The following is a 20,050-nucleotide window of genomic DNA, read 5'->3' on the forward strand; positions in this document are numbered from 1 at the left end:
TGCTTTGGTGATCTTAGGACTGTCACTAATGGCCGCACCCGCCCAGGCCGCTGCCGCGTCGATTAGCCTCAGCCCGGCCAAGGGGCCCGCCGGAACCACTGTCACCGTCACCGGCACGGGTTTCCCTAAGAAAAGCTCCGGAACCGTGAGTGCCGGAACCAGTTCCGCCGCCTTCAAGGCCAGCGCCTCCGGGTACTTCACCGCCGACATCGTGATTCCGCAAACGTCCCAGCCGGTCCTTGACGTCCAGGCAGTGTCCGGCACGGTCAGGGCGTCGACGGGCTTCACACTCCTTGCCGCGCCTGCGGCGGAACCATCTCCGCCGGGCATCAGCAGCTCGCCGCTGCGCTTTGGCGTCGGAACACCGGGCGGGCCGTTAGCCGGAAGCGAGTTGGACCAGGTGGCGTCCCTCGCCGGGGAGGCGCCGTCGGTCATCCTGTCCTACAAGGACTTCAACCAGGCCCCGCCGATCACGGAACTGAATGCCGTCCGCAGCCGCGGCGCCACGACCCTTCTGACGTGGGAACCCTGGGCCTGGGGCGGCGGGTCAGAACAGCCGGCCTATACGCTCAAGCGAATATCCGCCGGGAACTTCGACCCTTACCTTCGAGAGTGGGGCACGGCGCTGGCTTCCTGGGGCCACCCTGTGATGCTGCGCTTCGGGCACGAGATGAACGGCAACTGGTACCCCTGGGCCGAGGGCATCAACGGCAACGAACCCGGTGACTTCGCTGCCGCGTGGCGGCACGTTCACGATGTCGTCGCTGCAACCGGCGCCACGAACATCACTTGGGTCTGGAATCCCAACGTCCCCTATTGGGGCTCAACCCCGCTCGACGGGCTGTATCCCGGCTCGGCATATGTCGACGCGGTCGCCCTCGACGGGTACAACTGGGGCACGTCGGCGGCGTGGAGCAGCTGGGTTTCGCCGTCGGAGCTCTTCGGCTACGGCTTGGCCGAACTGAGCCGCCTGGCCCCCGGCAAGGAAGTGCTCGTGGCGGAGACGGCGTCCGCGGAACAGGGCGGTTCCAAGGCGGACTGGAATACAGCACTGATCAGCTATCTCGCGGCCCGGGCCGACGTCACAGCGGTGGTCTGGTTCAACTTCAACAAAGAGACAGACTGGCGGATCAACAGCAGCACCAGCTCCGCCGCAGCACTGGCGTCCGCCCTCGCCGCGCGCTAACCGCAACCCCAGCCTCGACGCCGGCCCAGTTCCTGTTCGGACAGGCGGATCACGAGCCCGTCGCCGACATGGTGGGGGCAAAGAAAAAGCCTCCGGAACCTAATGGTTCCGGAGGCTTTTCCAAGGGTGGCAGATGAGGGATTCGAACCCCCGTAGGCGTTGCCAGCTGATTTACAGTCAGCCCCCTTTGGCCGCTCGGGTAATCTGCCGAACTTCAAAAGAAGATCACTCGCGGCTTCCATGATCAGAACGCCTGTTTCCAGTCCGTTCCGCTTCCAGCAACCGCGGGCATGACCACTTTACAGAACTTCTGCCGAAGAATCGAATCGGCGCTTTAGGGCCCCAAAAGGCCCGGAAAATCAGGCTTCGCCCAGGATGCGGCCGGCGAGCTTGGACTCAAACCTGGCCGCCTGCTCCGCCGTGATCTGGTTCAGCTGCACGGCACGGGCGAGATCCGCGTGCACACCGTCAAGCCGCGACGAGGCATCCGCAGCCGGGCTGAGGATGACCGAGGCGGCCAGCGTCGCAGCGGCCACGGAGGTTGCGGCTGTCGCCAGTCCGCCGGCGGCGGCTGCGGTGGAGCGGATGACATAGCGGACGGCCTTGTGCTGCATGGGGTGGCACCTTTCGAGCGACTCTTCCAACTCCTGCAACTCTTCCGCGGAAAACTTCGTTCCCGCCCTGACCCAGCTTTGAGCGGACTGTGAACAGCAGCCCGGGCACAACGGGAGCATCCGTACTAGGCTGGAAACCAGACACCGTCGGCCCCTCACCGGGCCTCACCCCCAACGATCAGGAGGACAGTCATGGCAGGCGAATCCACATTCGACGTCGTCAGCAAGGTAGACAAGCAGGAGGTCGCCAACGCGCTGAACCAGGCGCAGAAGGAACTGACCCAGCGCTACGACTTCAAGGGCGTCGGCGCCGAGGTCGATTTCAGCGGCGAGAAGATCCTGATGAAGGCCAACTCCGAGGAGCGCGTGCTGGCTGTGCTGGACGTCCTGCAGTCCAAGCTCATCCGCCGCGGCATCTCCCTGAAGTCCCTCGACACCGGCGAGCCGTACCCGTCCGGCAAGGAGTTCCGGCTCGAGGCCACCATCAAGGAGGGCATTGCCCAGGACCTCGCGAAGAAGATCAACAAGCTCATCCGTGACGAGGCCCCCAAGTCGGTCAAGTCGCAGATTCAGGGCGATGAGCTCCGCGTGACCTCCAAGTCCCGCGATGATCTCCAGGAGACCATGAACCTGCTCAAGGACTTCGACGAGGCCGACCTGCAGTTCGTGAACTTCCGCAGCTAGGCATTGGTCGCTGCGCAGAAATTCTGACGCTGCGCTAAAGGGCTGTCGCGCCGGTACTCCGGCGTCGACAGCCCTTTTGCGTGTCGCAGGGCGGATGACGCGTCGCTGGGCGGGTGGCGCGTCGCTGGGCGGATGGCGTGTCGCAGGGCGGATGACGCGTCGCTGGGCGGATGGCGCCGCTCGCCGGGGAGCCGGGGTCTAGCCCAGCGGCCGCCCCGCCATCCGTTCCAGCCGGCCGATCCGGTCATCCATCGGCGGATGCGTCGAGAACATCTTCGCCACCCCGCCGCCGCGGAACGGGTTCGCGATCATCAGGTGGGAGGCGTTGACCAGGCGCTGGTCCTGCGGCAGCGGCGCCAGCTGCACGCCCTGCTCGATCTTGCGCAGGGCGGAAGCGAGCGCCAGCGGATCGCCCGTGAGCCGGGAGCCGTCCTCGTCGGCGTCGTACTCCCGGGTGCGGGAGATGGCCATCCGGATCAGGGACGCCGCAAACGGGGCCAGCAGCGCCATCGCGATGGCGGCCAGCGGGTTGGCGTTGCGCCGGTCCCCGCCGCCGAAAATCAGGAACATCTGCGCTACCGACGTGATAACACCGGCGACGGCGGCCGCGACGGAGGAGGTCAGGATGTCCCGGTTGTAGACGTGCATCAGCTCGTGGCCCAGCACGCCGCGGAGCTCCCGCGCGTCGAGCAGCCGGAGGATGCCTTCGGTGCAGCACACGGCGGCGTTCTGCGGGTTCCGGCCGGTGGCGAACGCGTTGGGCGCCATGGTGGGCGAGATGTAGATCCGCGGCATGGGCTGCTGCGCCTGGGCGGCGAGCTCGCGCACCATCTGGTAGAGCTGCGGGGCCTCGGCCTCCGTCACCGGGTAGGCCTGCATGGACCGGATGGCGATCTTGTCGCTGTTCCAGTAGCCGTAGGCCGTGGTGGCGACGCCCACCAGGGCCATGATCCAGATGGGCGCGGCGCTGCGCAGGCTGGTGGCCATCAGCGCGCCGAAGGCCAGGAGCACCGCCCACAGCACCCCGAAAAGCCCCGCGGTCTTCAGTCCGTTGTGATGCTGGTGCACTGTTCCTCCACAAGTCGTCGCACGGTGGACCACACCTGGGAAACGTCCCGCTACGGCACCGGGTTCCGCGCGTCGTACTTCAGGAAGCCCGACTGCCAGTGCGCCACGGCCCAGGCCACCGCAATGCACAGCAGGCCGCCCAGCAGCAGAACCCAGCCTTCACTCAGAATTATTTTAGTCCCGCCGCCAGCGAGCATGTCCCCCACCCGGGGCCCGCCGGCCACCACCACGATGAACACACCCTGCAGCCGGCCGCGCAGGTGGTCCGGCGTTGAGGCCTGCAGGATGGTGGTGCGGAAGACGGCGCTGACGGAGTCGGCAATGCCGGCCAGGGCGCAGCACAGGGCGGCGGGCAGCAGCCACCACGTCACGCCGTCGGCGCCGGAGTTCCCGGCGAGCACCACCACCAGGCCGAAGCCGGCGATCGAGGCTCCCCAGCCCATCACCGACCAGACGACGGCGGCGCCCTGCCGCCGCACGGATCCGAGCGGCCCCGAGAACAGGCCCGCAAGGAACGCGCCGACTGCCGTGGAGGCCAGCAGGATTCCCACCGTGGCTTCCCCGCCGCCGATCATCACGGCCCCGATCGCGGGCAGCAGGGCCCGCGGCTGGGCGAAGATCATCGCGACGAGGTCGATCACGAAAGTCATGCGCAGATTGGGGCGTGTGCCCAGGAACCGGAAACCCTCGACCACCGAGCGCAGCCCCGCGGGCCGCGCGTGTTCGCCCGGCGGCATGGCCGGCAGCCTCAGCAGCGCCCACAGCGCGAAGGCGAACGTGGCGACGTCGATCGTGTAGGTCCAGGCGAACCCGACCGTGGCCACCAGCAGCCCGGCCAGCAGCGGCCCGGCCGTCAGGGTGAGGCCAAAGCTGATCATGCTCAGGGCGTTGGCGGCCGGCAGGAGCTCCTTGCGGACCAGCAGCGGGATGATGGCGCTCCGGGCGGGCTGGTTGATGGCCTGCGCGCCGCTCTGGACTGCCACCAGGGCGTACAGGACCCAGACATTGCCGAGCTGCAGCCAGGCCTGCAGGGCCAGGCAGGCGGTGGTCAGCCACAGCACGGAGGAGGCCAGCAGCGCCACCTTGCGGCGGTCGTGCGCATCCGCGATCGAGCCGCCCAGGAGCCCGAAGAACACCAGTGGGACGAGGGCGAAGATGCTCAGCAGACCCACGTAGAGGCTGTCCTGGGTGAGCCGGTACACCTCAAGGCTCACGGCCACCAGGGTCAACTGGCTGCCCAAGGCGGCGACGGCGGACCCCAGCCACAGGCGGCGGAAGGCCGGGCTCTCGCGCAACGGCGTGATGTCCGCCAGAAATTTCCCCACCCGGACACTCTAGTGGCGCCGGACCGCAGCCCCGGCGACCCCGGCCTGCGCCGCGGGGCGCGGCCGGAGAAACCGAAACGGCCACTGCGTGTGTCTTATTGTGATTGATTCAAAATAAGTGCTTCAATGGGTCCATGACGGAATCCAACGGCCCCCAGGAAGCATGGGCAGCCGCCCTGCGTGCCCACGGCCGCCGGGTGACCAAACAGCGGCTGGCCGTTCTGGCCGCCGTCGAACGCCACCCGCATTCCCCCGCGGAGCACATCCTGGCCGCCGCCCGCGAGGAGCTGCCGGAACTAACGGCACAGTCCGTCTACGTCGTCCTGGGCGACCTCACCGACCTGCACATGCTGCGGCGCTTTGAGCCTCCCCACTCCCCCGCCCTGTATGAGACGCGGGTGGGAGACAACCACCACCACGCCGTCTGCATCAGCTGCGGCCGGGTGGAGGACGTCGAATGCGCCGTGGGCCACGCGCCGTGCCTGACCCCGCACTGGGATGAGGACGCCAAGCCGATGACCATCCAGATCGCGGACGTCCTGTACCAGGGCATCTGCCAGGAGTGCCAGCGCACCCAAAAACTTCCCTCGAACGTCCAACAGTAGAAACAACAAATAGGAGAAAGATGACTCTGAACATCTCTGCGCCCGCCGTGTCCACGACACAGTCCGGCGCTCCCGTCACTTCCGATGCCCACTCGCAGACCGTCGGCGCCGACGGCGCCATCATCCTCACCGACCACTACCTGGTCGAGAAGCTCGCGCAGTTCAACCGCGAGCGCGTGCCGGAGCGCGTAGTCCACGCCAAGGGCGGCGGCGCGTTCGGCACGTTCACCACCACCGAGGACGTCTCGAAGTACACCAAGGCCGCGCTGTTCCAGCCCGGCACCGAGACGGACATGCTCATCCGCTTCTCCTCCGTCGCCGGCGAGAGCGGCTCCCCCGACACGTGGCGCGACCCCCGCGGCTTCGCCGTGAAGTTCTACACCACCGAGGGCAACTACGACCTGGTCGGCAACAACACCCCGGTCTTCTTCATCCGCGACGGCATCAAGTTCCCGGACTTCATCCACAGCCAGAAGCGCCTCCCGGGCACCCACCTGCGCGACGCCGACATGCAGTGGGATTTCTGGACCCTCTCCCCCGAGTCCGCGCACCAGGTCACCTGGCTCATGGGCGACCGCGGCCTGCCGGCCTCCTGGCGCGAGATGCAGGGCTACGGCTCGCATACCTACCAGTGGATCAACGCCGAGGGCGAGCGCTTCTGGGTCAAGTACCACTTCAAGTCCAACCAGGGCGTCAAGTCCATGACCGGTGATCAGGCCGAGGCCCTCGCCGGCTCCGACGCCGACTTCTACATCCGCGACCTGCAGGAGAACATTGCCGCCGGCAACTTCCCCTCCTGGGACCTCCACGTCCAGGTCATGCCGTACGAGGACGCCAAGACCTACCGCTTCAACCCGTTCGACCTCACCAAGGTCTGGCCGCACGGCGACTACCCGCTGATCAAGGTCGGCACCATGGAGCTGAACAAGAACCCGGAGAACTACTTCGCGCAGATCGAGCAGGCCACCTTCGCGCCGTCGAACTTCGTGCCGGGTATCGCCGCATCCCCGGACAAGATGCTGCAGGCCCGCATCTTCTCCTACGCGGACGCCCACCGCTACCGCGTTGGCACCAACCACGCCCAGCTCCCGGTCAACCTGCCCAAGAGCCAGGTCAACAACTACAGCCAGGACGGCGCGGGCCGGTACCACTTCAACGCCCCGTCCGTTCCCGTGTATGCTCCCAACTCGGTGGGCGGCCCGGCTGCCGTGGAGCCGTCCGTTGTTGGCGGCCGCTGGGAGAACGACGGCGAACTGACGCTCGCCGCGCACTCCCTGCACCCTGAGGACAGCGACTTCGGCCAGGCCGGCACGCTGTACCGCGAAGTGTTCGACGACGGCGCCAAGGCCCGCCTGCTGGAGACCGTCACCGGCGCCGTGAGCGGTGTCAAGGACGCCGGCATCAAGGAACGCGCCATCCAGTACTGGACCAACGTCGACGCCGAGTTCGGCGCCAAGCTGCGCGCCAACCTCGGTGCCGGCCAGGTCGAGTCCGACGCCGAGGCAGCCAACAAGGTCTGATCCTCCGGCATCACCTTGCATCACTTGGGCCTCTGGGCCCGGTCAACACCCCGTCCCGCCTCTGGCGTGGCGGGGTGTTTTCTTGCGGCTCGGCCGGTTGCGGCGGCCGTCCGGGGGCACTTTGCGGGCTCGGCCATGGAATCCGGAGCTCGACGGCGGCGTGTCCGTGCCAATGTGCCCCCGGAGCGCCGAGCCTGGGTGTGGCGGCGTGCGGGTTCAACCACAGGGGCGCATTGGTGTAGCTCTGAGACAGGGGCGATCTCAGGCATCTTTCCACATAGAAGCGGCGGCCCCTCGCGGCGGAGCCCGGCGGGTCCCTAGGATGCAGGCATGACCCCTTTTGCAGGCTTTCCCGACGCAGCCTTTGAGTTCTACGCCGAGCTGGAACACAACAACAACCGGGACTGGTGGCTGGAGCACAAAGCCACCTACGACTCCGCGGTCAAGGAACCCCTTGCCGCGCTGCTGGCCGGGCTTGAGCCGCAGTTCGGTGAAGCCAAGCTGTTCCGGCCCAACCGTGACATCCGGTTTTCCGCGGACAAGTCCCCCTACAAAACCGCTCAGGGTGCCGTCGCGGCCGTTGCCGAGGGCATGGGCTTCTACGTCCAGCTCGACGCCGACGGCCTGCTGATCGGCGGCGGATACCACATCTCCACGCCGGCCCAGCTGGCCCGTTTCCGCAGCGCCGTTGACGCCCCGTCCAGCGGCGGCGTGCTGCAGGAGATCCTCGCGCACGTCGAGGCGCAGGGTTTCGAGGTGGAGGGCGAGACCTTGAAGACGGTCCCGCGGGGTTTCGCCAAGGACCATCCGCGCGCGGAGCTGCTGAAGTACAAGTCGCTGGCTGCCGGAACCCACGTCGGCCGGCCCGGCTGGCTCTCCACCCCGGAGGCCGCAGGTGAGGTCGCCAAGCGCTGGGAGGAGCTGCGGCCCCTGGTGGAGTGGACCGGGCGCTACGCCGCGCCGTGAGGCGAGGTCAGGCGGTGGCCGCGGCCTGCCGCCCGCCCCCCGACCCCGACCGCTTTACCGCACGCTGCCCGCCGTCGGGCTCCGGCTCAGAGGTGCTCGCCGTCCGTGGCCAGCCGCCGGTCCAGGTTGTTGAAGAAGACCAGCAACATCAGGTCAAAGGCTTTGCTGGCGTCCTCGGGCTGGTTGTTCACCACAAAGTCGAACTGGAGCCCGTAGAAGGCCGCGGTGAAGAGCCGCGCGTCGGTGTCCGCGAACTCCTCCCGGATGCCCTGCAGCATCAGCCAGTCACGGGCTTTGTGGTGCAGCATCCTGAAATGCTCCTGGGCCGTCCCCCGCGGTGCGGGCGCCACGATGTCCTGCGCGGTGGCCTCGAACTCGAGCCTGGCCAGGTGGCGGTTGCGCTGCGCCATGGTCCACCGCCAGGCCTCCAGCATGAACGCCCGCCACGCCTCGCGGTCGATGTCGCGCACGTCCGTGGCCCGGATGCTGTCCAGCCGGGATTCGATGGTGCGGATGATCTCGTTCACCAGCTCTTCGCGGTGCCCGAAGTGGTACACCAGCACGTAGCTGCTGACCCCCAGCCCCTCGGCCAGGCCGCGGAAGGTGAGCTCCGCGAGGGTCTTGTCCATGAGGTAGTCCAGGATGGCGGCCAGCAGCTCTGCCTTGCGTTCAGGTCGTGCCGGTCGGGCCATGGTTCCATCATAGGGAGCGGCCGCAAACGCCGAAATCGCCGGAACCATGCCAATTCGCGGGAAAATTCCGGCGAATTCGCACGTCTCCGGCGATTTCGAGGTGTCGGGACCGGCCGCAAGGGGTCGGAACCCGGCTGCGCGCCCGTCAGGAGCGGGTGTTCACGGCCTCCTCGGCGTCGGCGTCTGCTGCCGCCCCGGGGTGGTTCTTGGCGTCGGCGACGGCGGCGCTCTTGCCGACGGGTCCGCTGACGGAGGCCCTGGCCTCGGCGAACTTCTCGTTCAGCCGGGAGTGCCGCTGGCCGTAAGCGAAGTAGATGGCCACGCCGATGACCAGCCAGATGGCGAAGAAGATCCACGTCTCCACTGCCAGGTTGGTCATGAGGTACAGGCACAGGACGGCGGAGAGAATCGGGAGGACCTTGCCGAACGGCACCCGGAAGGCCGGCTTCAGGTCGGGGCGCTTCTTCCGCAGCACCAGGACGCCGATGCTCACCGTGACGAACGCGGACAGCGTGCCGATGTTGATCATCTCTTCCAGCAGGTCCACGTTGGTGAGCCCGGCCACCAGGGCCACGGCCGCACCGCAGATGATCTGCAGGCGGGCCGGCGTCGCCCGGATGGTGCTGGTCTTGGACAGCGAGCGGGGCAGCAGGCCGTCGCGGCTCATGGCGAGCACCACGCGGGAGAGCCCCATCAGCAGCACCATGATCACGGTGGTCAGGCCCACGAGGGAGCCGAAGGCGATGATCTTGGCGGCGTCGGTGTTGCCCACGGCCTCAAAGGCGGTGGTGAGGGTGGGGTTCTCGGCCTCGGCGAGCTGGGTGTAGGACACCATGCCGGTCAGGGCCAGCGACACCAGGATGTACAGCACGGTGACGACGGCGAGACCGCCGAAGATGCCGCGGGGCAGCGTCTTCTGCGGGTCCTTGACCTCCTCCGCCGACGTGGCGACGACGTCGAAGCCGATGAAGGCGAAGAAGACCAGGGCAGCTCCCGCGAAGATGCCGAGGGTGCCGTACTGGGCCGGGGCGGCGCCGGTAAGGAAGGCGAAGAAGGACTGCTTCATGACGTCGGCGGCGCCGGTGCCGCCGGTGGGCTCCGACGTCGGGACGAACGGCGTGTAGTTCTCGAACTTCACGTAGGTGAAGCCCACCACGATCACGAAGAGGACCACGGCGATCTTGACCAGCGTGAAGATGTTGCCGACGCGCGCGGACAGCTTGGTCCCGAGCACCAGCAGCACCGTGAAGACGGCGACAATGAGGAAGGCGCCCCAGTAGAGGTCCACGCCGCCGAGGGAGATCGACGGCGGGATGTCCACGCCCATCAGCGCGAACACCTTGCTGAGGTAGATGCCCCAGTACTTGGCGATCACGGCGCCGGCGGTGAACAGCTCAAGGATCAGGTTCCAGCCGATGATCCATGCCAGCAGCTCGCCCATGGTGGCGTACGTGAAGACGTAGGCGGAGCCTGCCACCGGGATGGCCGTGGCGAATTCGGCGTAGCACATGATCGCCAGCGCGCAGGTGACGGCGGCGACGGCGAAGGAGATGGTGACCGCCGGCCCGGCGAAGTTTGCCGCGGCCTTGGCCCCGACCGAAAAGATCCCGGCGCCGACGGCGACGGCGACGCCCATGATCATCAGGTCCCAGGAGCTGAGCGAACGCTTCAGCTTGCGGCCGGGCTCGTCGGCGTCCGCCATGGACTGCTCGATCGACTTGGTCCGGAATAGGTTCATAGGAAAGTCCAAAATCTCGGTAGCGTAGTGGAAACAGACCTATCTATCGTAGTGTCCATCCACTGGACGGCCCGATTTGTCCCACATCGTGAGACGAAAAAGGCGGGCCATGCAGGGTCTTCCCCGCACAGCCCGCTGCCGCGGCGTCCGCCGAAGCCCAGTCTCAAACAGCCGCCTGGACCGGCCAATCCATCAGGGTGGAGCGGATCAGAAAGCGCTTGCCTTCCGGAGCCTCCACCGAGAACCCGCTCCCCCGGCCCGGCACCACGTCCACGGTCAGGTGGGTGTGGCTCCAGTAGTTGAACTGTTCCTTCGACATCCAGAATTCAATCGGCTGCGGCTGCACGCCGTCCGAGATGTCGAACAGGCCCAGCTGCACATCCGAGTCGCCGGTGATGAACTCCCCTGCGGGGTAGCACATGGGCGAGGACCCGTCGCAGCAGCCGCCGGACTGGTGGAACATCAGCGGCCCGTGCTGGAGCCACAGCTTGCGCAGCAGCTCCACCGCCTCGGCAGTGAGCGCCACCCGGGAGAAGTCCTCCCCGGGGCGGGTCACCGCCGCATGGAGCGTCGTGTCAGGCATCAGGTGCCCCTCCTTCATCGGAACTGCGTTCACCGGAACCGCACGGCGTGCTCACCAAGGCACCCGGTTGCGGCCGCCGTCGGGCCATATGGCCCGCGTGGTGCGGGCGGGGCGGATGGTGGCCCGCCCCGCCCGGGATGCTGCGGCTTAGAAGAAGCCGAGCTTGTTCTCGTTGTAGCTGACCAGGAGGTTCTTGGTCTGCTGGTAGTGGTCCAGCATCATCGCGTGGTTCTCGCGCCCGATGCCGGATGACTTGTAGCCGCCGAACGCCGCGCCCGCCGGGTAGGCGTGGTAGTTGTTCACCCACACGCGTCCGGCCTGGATCTCGCGGCCGGCACGGTAGGCGACGTTGCCGTTGCGGGACCAGACGCCGGCACCGAGGCCGTAGAGCGTGTCGTTGGCAATGCCCATGGCATCGCTGTAGTCGCTGAAGCGGGTCACGGACACCACCGGGCCGAAGATCTCCTCCTGGAAGATCCGCATCTTGTTGTGGCCCTCGAAGATGGTGGGCTGGACGTAGTAGCCGCCGGCCAGGTCCCCGGGCAGCTCGGCCCGGGCGCCGCCGGTGAGCACCTTGGCGCCCTCCTGCTTGCCGATGTCGATGTAGGAGAGGATCTTCTCCAGCTGGTCGTTGGAGGCCTGGGCGCCGAGCTGAGTGTCGGTGTCCAGCGGGTTGCCCTGGATGATCTTCTCAACGCGGGCCACGGCGTCGGCCATGAAGGAGTCGTAAATGTCTTCCTGGATCAGGGCGCGGGAGGGGCAGGTGCACACTTCGCCCTGGTTGAAGGCGAAGAGCGCGAAGCCTTCCTGTGCCTTGTCGTAGAACGCGTCGCTGGTGTTGTCTGCCACGTCGTTGAAGAAGATGTTGGGGCTCTTGCCGCCGAGCTCCAGGGTGACCGGGATCAGGTTCTGGCTGGCGTACTGGCTGATCAGGCGGCCCGTGGAGGTTTCGCCGGTGAAGGCGATCTTGCGGATGCGCGGGCTGGAGGCGAGCGGCTTGCCGGCCTCGACGCCGAACCCGTTCACCACGTTGACCACGCCGGCGGGCAGCAGGTCGCCGATGAGCTCCATCAGCACCAGGATCGAGGACGGGGTCTGCTCGGCCGGCTTCAGGACCACGGCGTTGCCGGCGGCGAGCGCGGGGGCCAGCTTCCAGACGGCCATCAGGATGGGGAAGTTCCAGGGGATGATCTGGCCGACGACGCCGAGCGGCTCATGGTAGTGGTAGGCGGTGGTGTCGTCGTCGAGCTGGGACAGCCGGCCCTCCTGGGCGCGGACGGCGGAGGCGAAGTAGCGGAAGTGGTCCGCCGCCAGCGGAATGTCCGCGTTGAGGGTCTCGCGGATCGGCTTGCCGTTGTCCCAGGATTCGGCGACGGCGAGCATCTCGAGATTCTCGTCAATGCGGTCGGCGATCTTGTTCAGGATCGCGGCGCGCTCGGCGACGGAGGTCTTGCCCCAGGAGGGGGCCACCTTGTGGGCCGCGTCCAGCGCCAGCTCAATGTCTTCGGCGGTGCCGCGCGCGACCTCGCAGAAGGCCTTGCCGGTGACGGGGGTGATGTTCTCGAAGTACTGGCCCTTGACCGGGGCAACCCATTCGCCGCCGATCCAGTTCTCGTAGCGGTCCTTGAAGGTGACCTTCGAGCCCTCGGTACCGGGCTGTGCGTAGACAGTCATTGCAGCTCCTTTGCTGTGCAAGATGAAGGGCGGCCAGGTGACGGCGCCGCCGTTGCGTTCAGCCTAGGAGCCGGGAGGTTGCAATCAGGTTGCAGCCGCGTGACGCAGGTCACGCCGGCTCCCCGGGAGCGGGTCAGTCGCAGGTCAGGCGCTCAGTTCGGCGTCGAGCCGCTCCAGATCGGCGACGACGGCGGCCCGCCGGGGCGAGCGCGGCGGCAGCAGCCTCAGCGCCGCGAGCCGGACCTCGACGTCGTCCCTGGCCTCCGGCAGTTCGGCGTACCTGAGGAGCGATTCGGCGCTGCCGTCGGTCAGCACCGCCTCGCGGAGCAGGGACGACACCCGTTGCCGTAGTTCGGCGATGCCGGGGGCTTCGGACCGGGGCAGGACCGCGCCGCGGTAGATCTCGAGGGCGATCCGGTGGGCGCCGCGCTGCAGGCAGTTGAGGACCTGCCCGGAGTCCGGCACCAGGTCAAGGGGCAGGCGGTAGGGCCGGGATTCCGGGACGGCGGCCGGGTTGAGCTGCTGGAGGACCTTGCGCAGCCGCACCATTTCGGCGCGGAGCGTCATGGTGGACCCGCCGCCCGGGTACAGGAGCGCGCAGAGTTCCTCGGCGTTGAGGCCCTCGGGGTGCGTGCTGAGCAGGGCCAGGATCTCGCTGTGCCGGCCGGACAGGGCCACGGTGTTGCCGTCGATGCTGAGGAGTGCCTGGTCCCGTCCCAGGAGCTGGAGGCTGTTGCGGTACAGGCTGGTGGCCGAGGGTGTGTCCGCGGTTTTTGGTGCCGGGCTCCGGCGCCGCGCCGCGGCCGACTGGCGCGCTGCGGCGGCTTGGAGCCGTTCCACGCGAAGGTGCGCCTGGGCGGCGGCCACGGTGGCCTCCACCAGCGACAGGGTGTGAGGGGCGACGGCGGACTCGGTCCCGGTGATGTCCACGACCCCCAGGAGGGCGCCGGAATCCGGGTCGTGGAAGGGGACGGCGGTGCAGCTCCAGGGGTGGACGGAGCGTTTGTAGTGTTCGGCGCCGGAGATCTGGATGCCGCGGCCCAGGGCCAGGGCAGTGCCAGGGGCGCTGGTGCCGACGGTGGCTTCGGACCAGTCGGCGCCGGGAACGAACATCATGCCCTCGGCCCGGCGCTGCATAACGGCGTCGCCCTCCACCCAGAGCAGCCGGCCCACCTCGTCGCCCACGGCCACCAGCATCCCGCTGTCGTGGCTGGGCAGGACCAGCAGTTTGTGGATGACCGGCATGATGGCCGCCAACGGGTGCTGCCGCCGGTATTCCTCGAGTTCCTCGCGGTCCATCGCCAGCGGGGCCTCGGGGTTGTCCGGGTTGGCGTGCAGCTCGGCGGAGCGCCGCCAGGACTCCTGGATGAGGGTGCTGAGGCCCGGCAGCTGCAGGTTGGCCGGGAGCCCGTGGCCCCGCGCGTCCAGCTGTTCGTGGCCGGCGCTGGCATACTGCTGGCGCAGCGCCGCGGGAACCCCGCCTGCCGGCGGGTGCAGCACTGCCGGATGGATCGGATTCCTCATTGAACTCCCACCGGACGGGCGCGACGGCATGCCAGAAGCAGCCAGGTCGAACCGAGTCTACTGGGCGTTCCGGGCGCCCGCCAGAGCCAGCCCGCGCTGCGCCGTCGGCCTGGCGACGCGGCAACGAGCCCGCGCTACGCTAAAACGCTCTCGACGCCGGAATACCGGCGCGCCAGCGCTTTCGCGCGTCGCAAGACAACGAGCGCGTCGTGGGACAGCGAGCGCAGCGCGGGACAGAGAGCGCAACGGGGGGACACTGGCCTTGCGGAGCTGCCCACTATGCCGGATCCCGACGTCGTACTTCCTCGCTGCGCTTACAGGCCCACGACGCGGCAACGAGCGCATCGCAAGACGGCGGGCGCAGCATGGACCCAGGGTTGCGGAGCTGCCCACTATGCCGGATCCCGACGTCGTACTTGCTCGCTGCGCTTACAGACCCACGACGCGGCAACGAGCCCGCGATGCGCTAAAACGCCGTCGACACCGGAATACCGGCGCGTCGGCGCTTTAGCGCATCGCAGGAGAACAACCGCGTCGCAAGATGGAGGGAGCAGCGCACGCCGCGCGGTCCCGCACTAGCCGCGGGAGATGCGCACCATTTCCTCGCGCGGAACCACCTTGATGCGTTCCCGCGCAACGCCGTCCGCGCCGGCGGACTCGGTCCACTCCGCGCCGAGGGCCAGTTCGTGGGCGTCGAGCTTGTTCCAGCCTTCCCAGGTGGTGTACTCGATCCCGCGTTCCTCGAGGAGGTCGATGATGGCCTGGGGGTCCGGGTTCTGCGCCGGCGGCAGGTTCAGCCGGTCCTCAAGCAGGAAGCCGATGGTCTCCAGCGCGTCGCCCTTGGTGTGGCCGATCAGGCCGACGGGGCCGCGCTTGATCCAGCCCGTGGCGTAGATGCCCGGGACCGGGTTGCCGTCGGCGTCGAGCACCCGGCCGCCCTCGTTGGGGATGACGCCGCGGCGGGCGTCGTATTCCAGTTCGTCCAGCGGGGAACCGTGGTAGCCGATCGCCCGGTAGACGGCCTGCACCGGGTAGTCCAGGAACTCCCCCGTGCCCTTCACGTTGCCGGTGCCGTCCAGCTGCATCCGCTCGAACTTGATGCCGGAGACCTGGCCGGGGTGTTCGGGGTCGTCGTGGATCTCGACGGGGCTGTGCAGGAAGTGCAGGTGCAGCCGGCGGGAGGACGGTTCCTCGGCCTCGGCGTGCTCCTCGACCAGCCAGTTCGTCAGGGTGGTGACCATGGTGCGGATCTGGTTGTTGCCGCGGATGGCCTCGTCCGAGGCCTCGTCGAATTCGAAGTCCTCGGGGTACAGGACGATGTCGACGTCCTTGGCGTGGCTGAGCTCGCGCAGCTCCAGCGGCGTGAACTTGACCTGCGCCGGACCCCGGCGGCCGAACACGTGCACGTCTGTGACCGGGGAGTTCTTGAGGGCCTGGTACACGTTGTCCGGGATCTCGGTCACCAGCAGTTCGTCGGCGTGCTTGACCAGCATGCGGGCGACGTCGAGAGCCACGTTGCCGTTGCCGATCACCGCGATCTCCTTGGCATTCAGCGGCCAGTCCCGCGGCACGTCGGGGTGCCCGTCGTACCAGGAGACAAAATCGGCGCCGCCGAAGGACCCCTGGAGCCCGACGCCGGGGATGTCCAGGTCCGCGTCCTTGATGGCACCGGTGGAGAAAATCACGGCGTCGTAGAACGCCCGGAAATCGTGCAGGGTCAGGTCCCGGCCGTACGTGACGTTGCCGAGGAAGCGGATGTCCCCGCGGTCCAGGACCTTGTGCAGGGCGTTGACGATCCCCTTGATCCGGGGGTGGTCCGGCGCGACGCCGTAGCGGATAAGGCCGTAGGGGGCGGGGTAGGCCTCGAACAGGTCAATGCTGACCTCGAAGTCGCCGTCCTTGACCTCGTTGGATTTGGTCAGGATGTCCGCGGCGTAGACGCCGGCCGGTCCGGCGCCGACAATCGCGACGCGGAGCGGACGTTTGGACGTGTTTTCGGCCGAGTTGGACACCGGAAGCCCTTCGTAAGTCTTGGCGGCTGCGCCAGTCGAGCAGCGCACAATTCCTTATTCTAAGTGTCCGCCCGGCGTTACGGGCGTCCCCGTGGCCCAACTCGCAGGGCGCCGCGCGGCAGTGACCCAACCCGCGGGGCGCGCCGCCGGCATGCCCCGCTGCCCAAAGGCAGGAATAGGGGTCCCGCAGGTGGTGTTATTGATCTTGTGCCTACCCCCGACCGTTCCCCCTCCCCCGCCGCGCTGAGCGACGCCGCCGCTTCCGCTCCCGGCGGCAGCCCGTCCCGGCGGCCTCCCGCCGCCCTCAAGGCCGTGGACACGGATACGACGGCGGGCATCATCTTCGGGATCGGCGCTTACGGCCTGTGGGGGCTGATGCCCCTGTACTTCTTCCTGCTGCAGCCGGCGGGCGCGGTGGAGATCGTGGCCAACCGCGTGCTGTGGTCCCTGGTGTTCTGCGTCCTGCTGATCACCATCACCCGGACGTGGCGGGTCCTGGGGGCGGCGTTCCGGAACCGCACGGTGATTGGGCCGCTTATCATCGCCTCGGTCCTGATCGCGGTGAACTGGCTGACCTACGTCTACGGCGTCACCACGGGCCAGGCCGTGGAAGCCTCGCTGGGTTACTTCATCAACCCGCTGGTCTCGGTGCTGCTGGGCGTGGTGGTGCTGAAGGAGAAACTGCGGCCGCTGCAGTGGGCCGCCGTCGGAATCGGCTTCATCGCCGTGGGCGTCCTGACGGTGTCCTACGGCAAGCTGCCGTGGATTGCCCTGACGCTGGCCATGAGCTTCGGCCTGTACGGCTTCGTCAAGAAGCGTGTGGGCCCGCGGGCCGACGCGATTACCAGCCTCACCGTCGAGACGATGGTGCTGGCGCCCGTGGCGGCTGTCGCCATGACCGTCCTGGCCCTCACCGGAGCCGCCACGCTGACGGCCTACGGCGCCTCACACTTCTGGCTCCTCGCGGCGTCCGGCATCATCACCGCCGTCCCGCTGCTGTTCTTCGGCGCGTCCGCCCGGCGGCTGCCGATGACCACGATCGGGCTGCTGCAGTACTTCGCCCCGGTGCTGCAGTTCATCGTGGCGCTGGCCGTGTTCCACGAGCCCATGACCACGGACCGCTGGATCGGCTTCGGCGTCGTCTGGCTGGCCCTGCTGGTGCTCACGGTGGACATGCTGCTCACGGCCCGGAAGAACTCGCTGAACCGCAAGCTGGCCCGCGCCGCCGCCTGAGGCCCCGCACAACAACGCCGCACAAAAGAGGACCGGCCGCCCCGGAAGGGCAGCCGGCCCTGTCGTTGATCAGACTCCTTGGTCAGACCCCCGGGTGCGTGGTGGTCCGTTCGTACTCGCGCGGGACCACCACCATGGGCACCGGCAGGGCCAGGAGCACCTTGTGGGCCGTGCTGCCGATGAACAGCTTGTTTTTCTCTGCCAAGCGGGATGAACCCACGATCAGGACCTCGCCCTCGTCCCACTCGAGATCGTCAATCGCCTCTTCAATCGTGCGCCCGTGCGCCACCTCCACGCTGACGTGGTGTCCCTCCGGGAGCCGGTGCGCCGCCGCGGTGAGGACGGTATTGGCGTGGACATGCGCCGCGTTGATGTTTTCGCCGCTGTCCCCCTCGGCGTCCAGCTCCACAAGGGAGACCAGCCGCAGCGGAACGCCGCGGCGTTTGGCGGACTCAACCGCGACGTCGATCGCCGCCTCCGCGCCGGTGCGCTGGCCCACCGCGAGGGTCAGCCGCGTGACGGGCTCGGTGCGGCGGTAGCCGCGCGGTGCCAGCGCCACCGGGACGGGCGAGGCGTGGAGCAGTGCGTTGGCCGCGCTGCCGATCGTGTAGCGCTTGAAGAGTCCGGCGCTGGCGGCGCCCACCACAATCAGGCCGGCCTGGTATTCGAGCGCCGCATCGATGAGACCGGCCGCATGCGAGTCGGCCTGGCGGACGTGGAACCGGGCCTCGATGTCCTTGGGGACGAGGGACATCCCCTCCCGTTCGGCGCTGAGCACCTTCTGTTCCTCGGCGCTGACGCGGTTTCCGTCGGGGTTCATCGCGACGTAAGGGGTTTTCCGGTCCACGACGTAGACCAGGTCCAGCTGCGCGCCCTGGGCATGGGCCACGGCGGCGGCAAGCGCGACGGCGTCGGCGCCGCGGTCGGTGGGAGTGTAGCCAACTACGTATCGCATGTATGAACCCCTTATGGGTCTGTGGCAGAGGCCAGCCGAGCTCCGGGGGTTCCGGGCGACGTCGGCCGGTCTGCGTTCCTGCAGTGGTAGGAACGACTCTAGCCCAGCGCAGCGCGGAAATGGCGTGCAAAGTGCGTGACTTTCGGCCCCATTCCGGGCGCGGGCTCCGGGCGGCCCAGCCGAGGCGGAGCCGCGCTTAACGCAGCAGAGCCGCGGACCGGAGTCCGCGGCTCTGCTGCGTGTTTAGCGTTGTGCTTTCCCCGTGGGGTCAGGCGTGGGCCTTGATGGCCGCGGCCAGGACAGCCAAGCCGTCCAGCAGCAGCTCGTCGCTGATGACCAGCGGCGGCAGCAGGCGGATCACGTTGCCGTAGGTGCCGCAGGTGAGGATGATGACACCCTCCTTGAGGCAGGCCGCGGCAACAGCCTTGGTCAGCTCCGGGTTGGGCTCCTTGGAGCCGGCCTGGACCAGCTCAATGGCCAGCATGGCGCCGCGGCCGCGGACGTCGCCGATGACCGGCTGTTCAGCCGCCAGTTCGCGGAGCTTGCCGAGGGCAAGTTCCTCGATGTGGCGGGCGCGGGCGTTGAGGCCGTACTGCTCCATGGAGCCGATGGACGCCAGGGCCGCGGCGCAGGCCACCGGGTTGCCGCCGTAGGTGCCGCCGAGGCCGCCCGGGTGGACGGAATCGAGCAGGTCAGCGCGGCCGGTGATGGCGGAGAGCGGCATACCGCCGGCGATGCCCTTGGCCATGGTGATGATGTCCGGGACAACACCCTCGTGGTTCACGGCGAACCATTCACCGGTGCGGCAGAAACCGGACTGGACCTCATCGGCGATGAACACGATGCCCTTGTCCTTGGCCCAGGCCGCCAGCGCCGGCAGGAAACCCTCGGCGGGAACGATGAAGCCGCCCTCGCCCTGGATGGGTTCGATGATGATCGCGGCCACCTGGTCGCCGCCGATCTGCTTCTCGATCATGGTGATGGCGCGCTTTGCGGCCTCGGCACCGGTGATCTCCGGGTTTTCCTCGCGGTAGGGGTAGCTCATGGGCATGCGGTAGATCTCCGGCGCGAACGGGCCGAAGTTGGTCTTGTACGGCATGGCCTTCGCGGTCAGCGCCATGGTGAGGTTGGTGCGGCCGTGGTAGGCGTGGTCGAAGGCGACCACGGCGTCCCGGCCGGTGGCCAGGCGGGCCACCTTGACGGCGTTTTCCACGGCCTCGGCGCCGGAGTTGAACAGCACGGTCCGCTTCTCGTGGTCGCCCGGGGTGAGGCGGTTCAGCTGCTCGGCGACGGCGACGTAGCCCTCGTAGGGCGTCACCATGAAGCACGTGTGGGTGAAGTGCTCCACGGCTTCCTTCACGGCCCCGACGACGGCGGGGTCGGAGGCGCCGACGCTGGTCACGGCAATGCCGGAGCCCAGGTCGATGAACGAGTTGCCGTCGACGTCGTGGATGATGCCGCCGTCGGCGTCGGCAACGTAAACGGGGACGCTGGAGGCGACGCCGGCGGCGACGACGGACTTGCGGCGCTCGGTCAGGGCGACGGACTTGGGGCCCGGGAAGTCGGCCTGGACGCGGCGCTTCTGCTCAAGACGGTAGGTGATGTCATGGGCGGTGGTGGTCATGGGAAAGCCTTTCAGGATTGATTCGGGCCACGCCGGCAGGGTTCCTG

General features: G+C 68.1%; 17 protein-coding genes and 1 tRNA gene. 6 read left to right on the forward strand and 12 right to left on the reverse strand.

What is annotated here, in order from left to right; translation table 11 throughout:
- Window positions 1-28: 28 nt before the first annotated feature.
- Window positions 29-1,186 carry a glycoside hydrolase family 26 protein gene (locus AR539_RS15250; RefSeq protein WP_082699389.1) on the forward strand — a complete coding sequence of 386 codons (1,158 nt, stop codon included), beginning with the start codon at window positions 29-31 and terminating at the stop codon, window positions 1,184-1,186.
- Window positions 1,187-1,313: 127 nt separating this feature from the next.
- Here AR539_RS15250 and AR539_RS15255 read toward each other — a convergent pair.
- A tRNA-Tyr gene (locus AR539_RS15255) sits at window positions 1,314-1,395 on the reverse strand.
- 150 nt (window positions 1,396-1,545) lie between these two features.
- Window positions 1,546-1,800, reverse strand: coding sequence for a hypothetical protein (locus AR539_RS15260; RefSeq protein WP_066438703.1), 255 nt, complete (start codon window positions 1,798-1,800; stop codon window positions 1,546-1,548).
- Between the two features lie 192 nt (window positions 1,801-1,992).
- On the opposite strand from AR539_RS15260, the gene AR539_RS15265 reads away from it, so the two are divergent.
- On the forward strand, window positions 1,993-2,484 hold the full coding sequence (locus tag AR539_RS15265) for a YajQ family cyclic di-GMP-binding protein (RefSeq protein ID WP_066438705.1): 492 nt from the start codon (window positions 1,993-1,995) through the stop codon (window positions 2,482-2,484).
- A 198-nt stretch (window positions 2,485-2,682) separates the two neighbouring features.
- Here AR539_RS15265 and htpX read toward each other — a convergent pair whose 3' ends face one another.
- Together htpX and AR539_RS15275 are read right to left on the reverse strand one after the other, a co-directional pair.
- Window positions 2,683-3,552 carry a zinc metalloprotease HtpX gene (htpX, locus tag AR539_RS15270; protein WP_066438708.1) on the reverse strand — a complete coding sequence of 290 codons (870 nt, stop codon included), beginning with the start codon at window positions 3,550-3,552 and terminating at the stop codon, window positions 2,683-2,685.
- 50 nt (window positions 3,553-3,602) lie between these two features.
- Entirely contained in the window at window positions 3,603-4,877 is a 1,275-nt protein-coding gene (locus tag AR539_RS15275; protein WP_066438716.1) for an MFS transporter, read from the reverse strand.
- Window positions 4,878-5,011: 134 nt separating this feature from the next.
- Here AR539_RS15275 and AR539_RS15280 point away from each other — a divergent pair, with 134 nt between their 5' ends.
- From AR539_RS15280 to AR539_RS15290, 3 genes are all read left to right on the forward strand, one after another.
- Entirely contained in the window at window positions 5,012-5,482 is a 471-nt protein-coding gene (locus AR539_RS15280; protein WP_066438718.1) for a Fur family transcriptional regulator, read from the forward strand.
- A 20-nt stretch (window positions 5,483-5,502) separates the two neighbouring features.
- Window positions 5,503-7,002 (forward strand): catalase, encoded by a 1,500-nt coding sequence (locus AR539_RS15285; RefSeq protein WP_066438721.1) that lies wholly within the window; start codon window positions 5,503-5,505, stop codon window positions 7,000-7,002.
- 330 nt (window positions 7,003-7,332) lie between these two features.
- The gene (locus AR539_RS15290) at window positions 7,333-7,968 is read left to right on the forward strand and encodes a DUF2461 domain-containing protein (protein WP_066438724.1); all 636 of its coding nucleotides are present in this window, start codon (window positions 7,333-7,335) and stop codon (window positions 7,966-7,968) included.
- 86 nt (window positions 7,969-8,054) lie between these two features.
- Here AR539_RS15290 and AR539_RS15295 read toward each other — a convergent pair whose 3' ends face one another.
- The 6 genes from AR539_RS15295 to AR539_RS15320 form a co-directional block, all read right to left on the reverse strand.
- On the reverse strand, window positions 8,055-8,660 hold the full coding sequence (locus tag AR539_RS15295; protein ID WP_066438727.1) for a TetR/AcrR family transcriptional regulator: 606 nt from the start codon (window positions 8,658-8,660) through the stop codon (window positions 8,055-8,057).
- A 145-nt stretch (window positions 8,661-8,805) separates the two neighbouring features.
- Entirely contained in the window at window positions 8,806-10,398 is a 1,593-nt protein-coding gene (locus AR539_RS15300) for an amino acid permease (RefSeq protein WP_066438730.1), read from the reverse strand.
- Between the two features lie 163 nt (window positions 10,399-10,561).
- Entirely contained in the window at window positions 10,562-10,981 is a 420-nt protein-coding gene (locus AR539_RS15305) for a DUF779 domain-containing protein (protein WP_066440041.1), read from the reverse strand.
- Between the two features lie 147 nt (window positions 10,982-11,128).
- Window positions 11,129-12,655: an acetaldehyde dehydrogenase ExaC gene (gene exaC / locus AR539_RS15310; RefSeq protein WP_066438732.1), complete on the reverse strand. Its 1,527-nt coding sequence runs from the start codon at window positions 12,653-12,655 to the stop codon at window positions 11,129-11,131.
- A 144-nt stretch (window positions 12,656-12,799) separates the two neighbouring features.
- Window positions 12,800-14,179 (reverse strand): GAF domain-containing protein, encoded by a 1,380-nt coding sequence (locus AR539_RS15315; protein ID WP_066438734.1) that lies wholly within the window; start codon window positions 14,177-14,179, stop codon window positions 12,800-12,802.
- Between the two features lie 575 nt (window positions 14,180-14,754).
- Entirely contained in the window at window positions 14,755-16,191 is a 1,437-nt protein-coding gene (locus AR539_RS15320) for an FAD-dependent oxidoreductase (protein WP_066440042.1), read from the reverse strand.
- Between the two features lie 312 nt (window positions 16,192-16,503).
- Here AR539_RS15320 and rarD point away from each other — a divergent pair, with 312 nt between their 5' ends.
- Window positions 16,504-17,424 carry an EamA family transporter RarD gene (gene rarD / locus AR539_RS15325; RefSeq protein ID WP_442854415.1) on the forward strand — a complete coding sequence of 307 codons (921 nt, stop codon included), beginning with the start codon at window positions 16,504-16,506 and terminating at the stop codon, window positions 17,422-17,424.
- An 82-nt stretch (window positions 17,425-17,506) separates the two neighbouring features.
- On the opposite strand, the gene AR539_RS15330 is transcribed toward rarD, so the two are convergent.
- Together AR539_RS15330 and gabT are read right to left on the reverse strand one after the other, a co-directional pair.
- The gene (locus AR539_RS15330) at window positions 17,507-18,379 is read right to left on the reverse strand and encodes a universal stress protein (RefSeq protein ID WP_066438736.1); all 873 of its coding nucleotides are present in this window, start codon (window positions 18,377-18,379) and stop codon (window positions 17,507-17,509) included.
- Window positions 18,380-18,647: 268 nt separating this feature from the next.
- Entirely contained in the window at window positions 18,648-20,003 is a 1,356-nt protein-coding gene (gene gabT / locus AR539_RS15335) for a 4-aminobutyrate--2-oxoglutarate transaminase (RefSeq protein WP_066438739.1), read from the reverse strand.
- Window positions 20,004-20,050: the final 47 nt, after the last annotated feature.

This window comes from Arthrobacter sp. EPSL27 (assembly GCF_001512305.1).
Classification (GTDB): Bacteria; Actinomycetota; Actinomycetes; order Actinomycetales; family Micrococcaceae; genus Arthrobacter.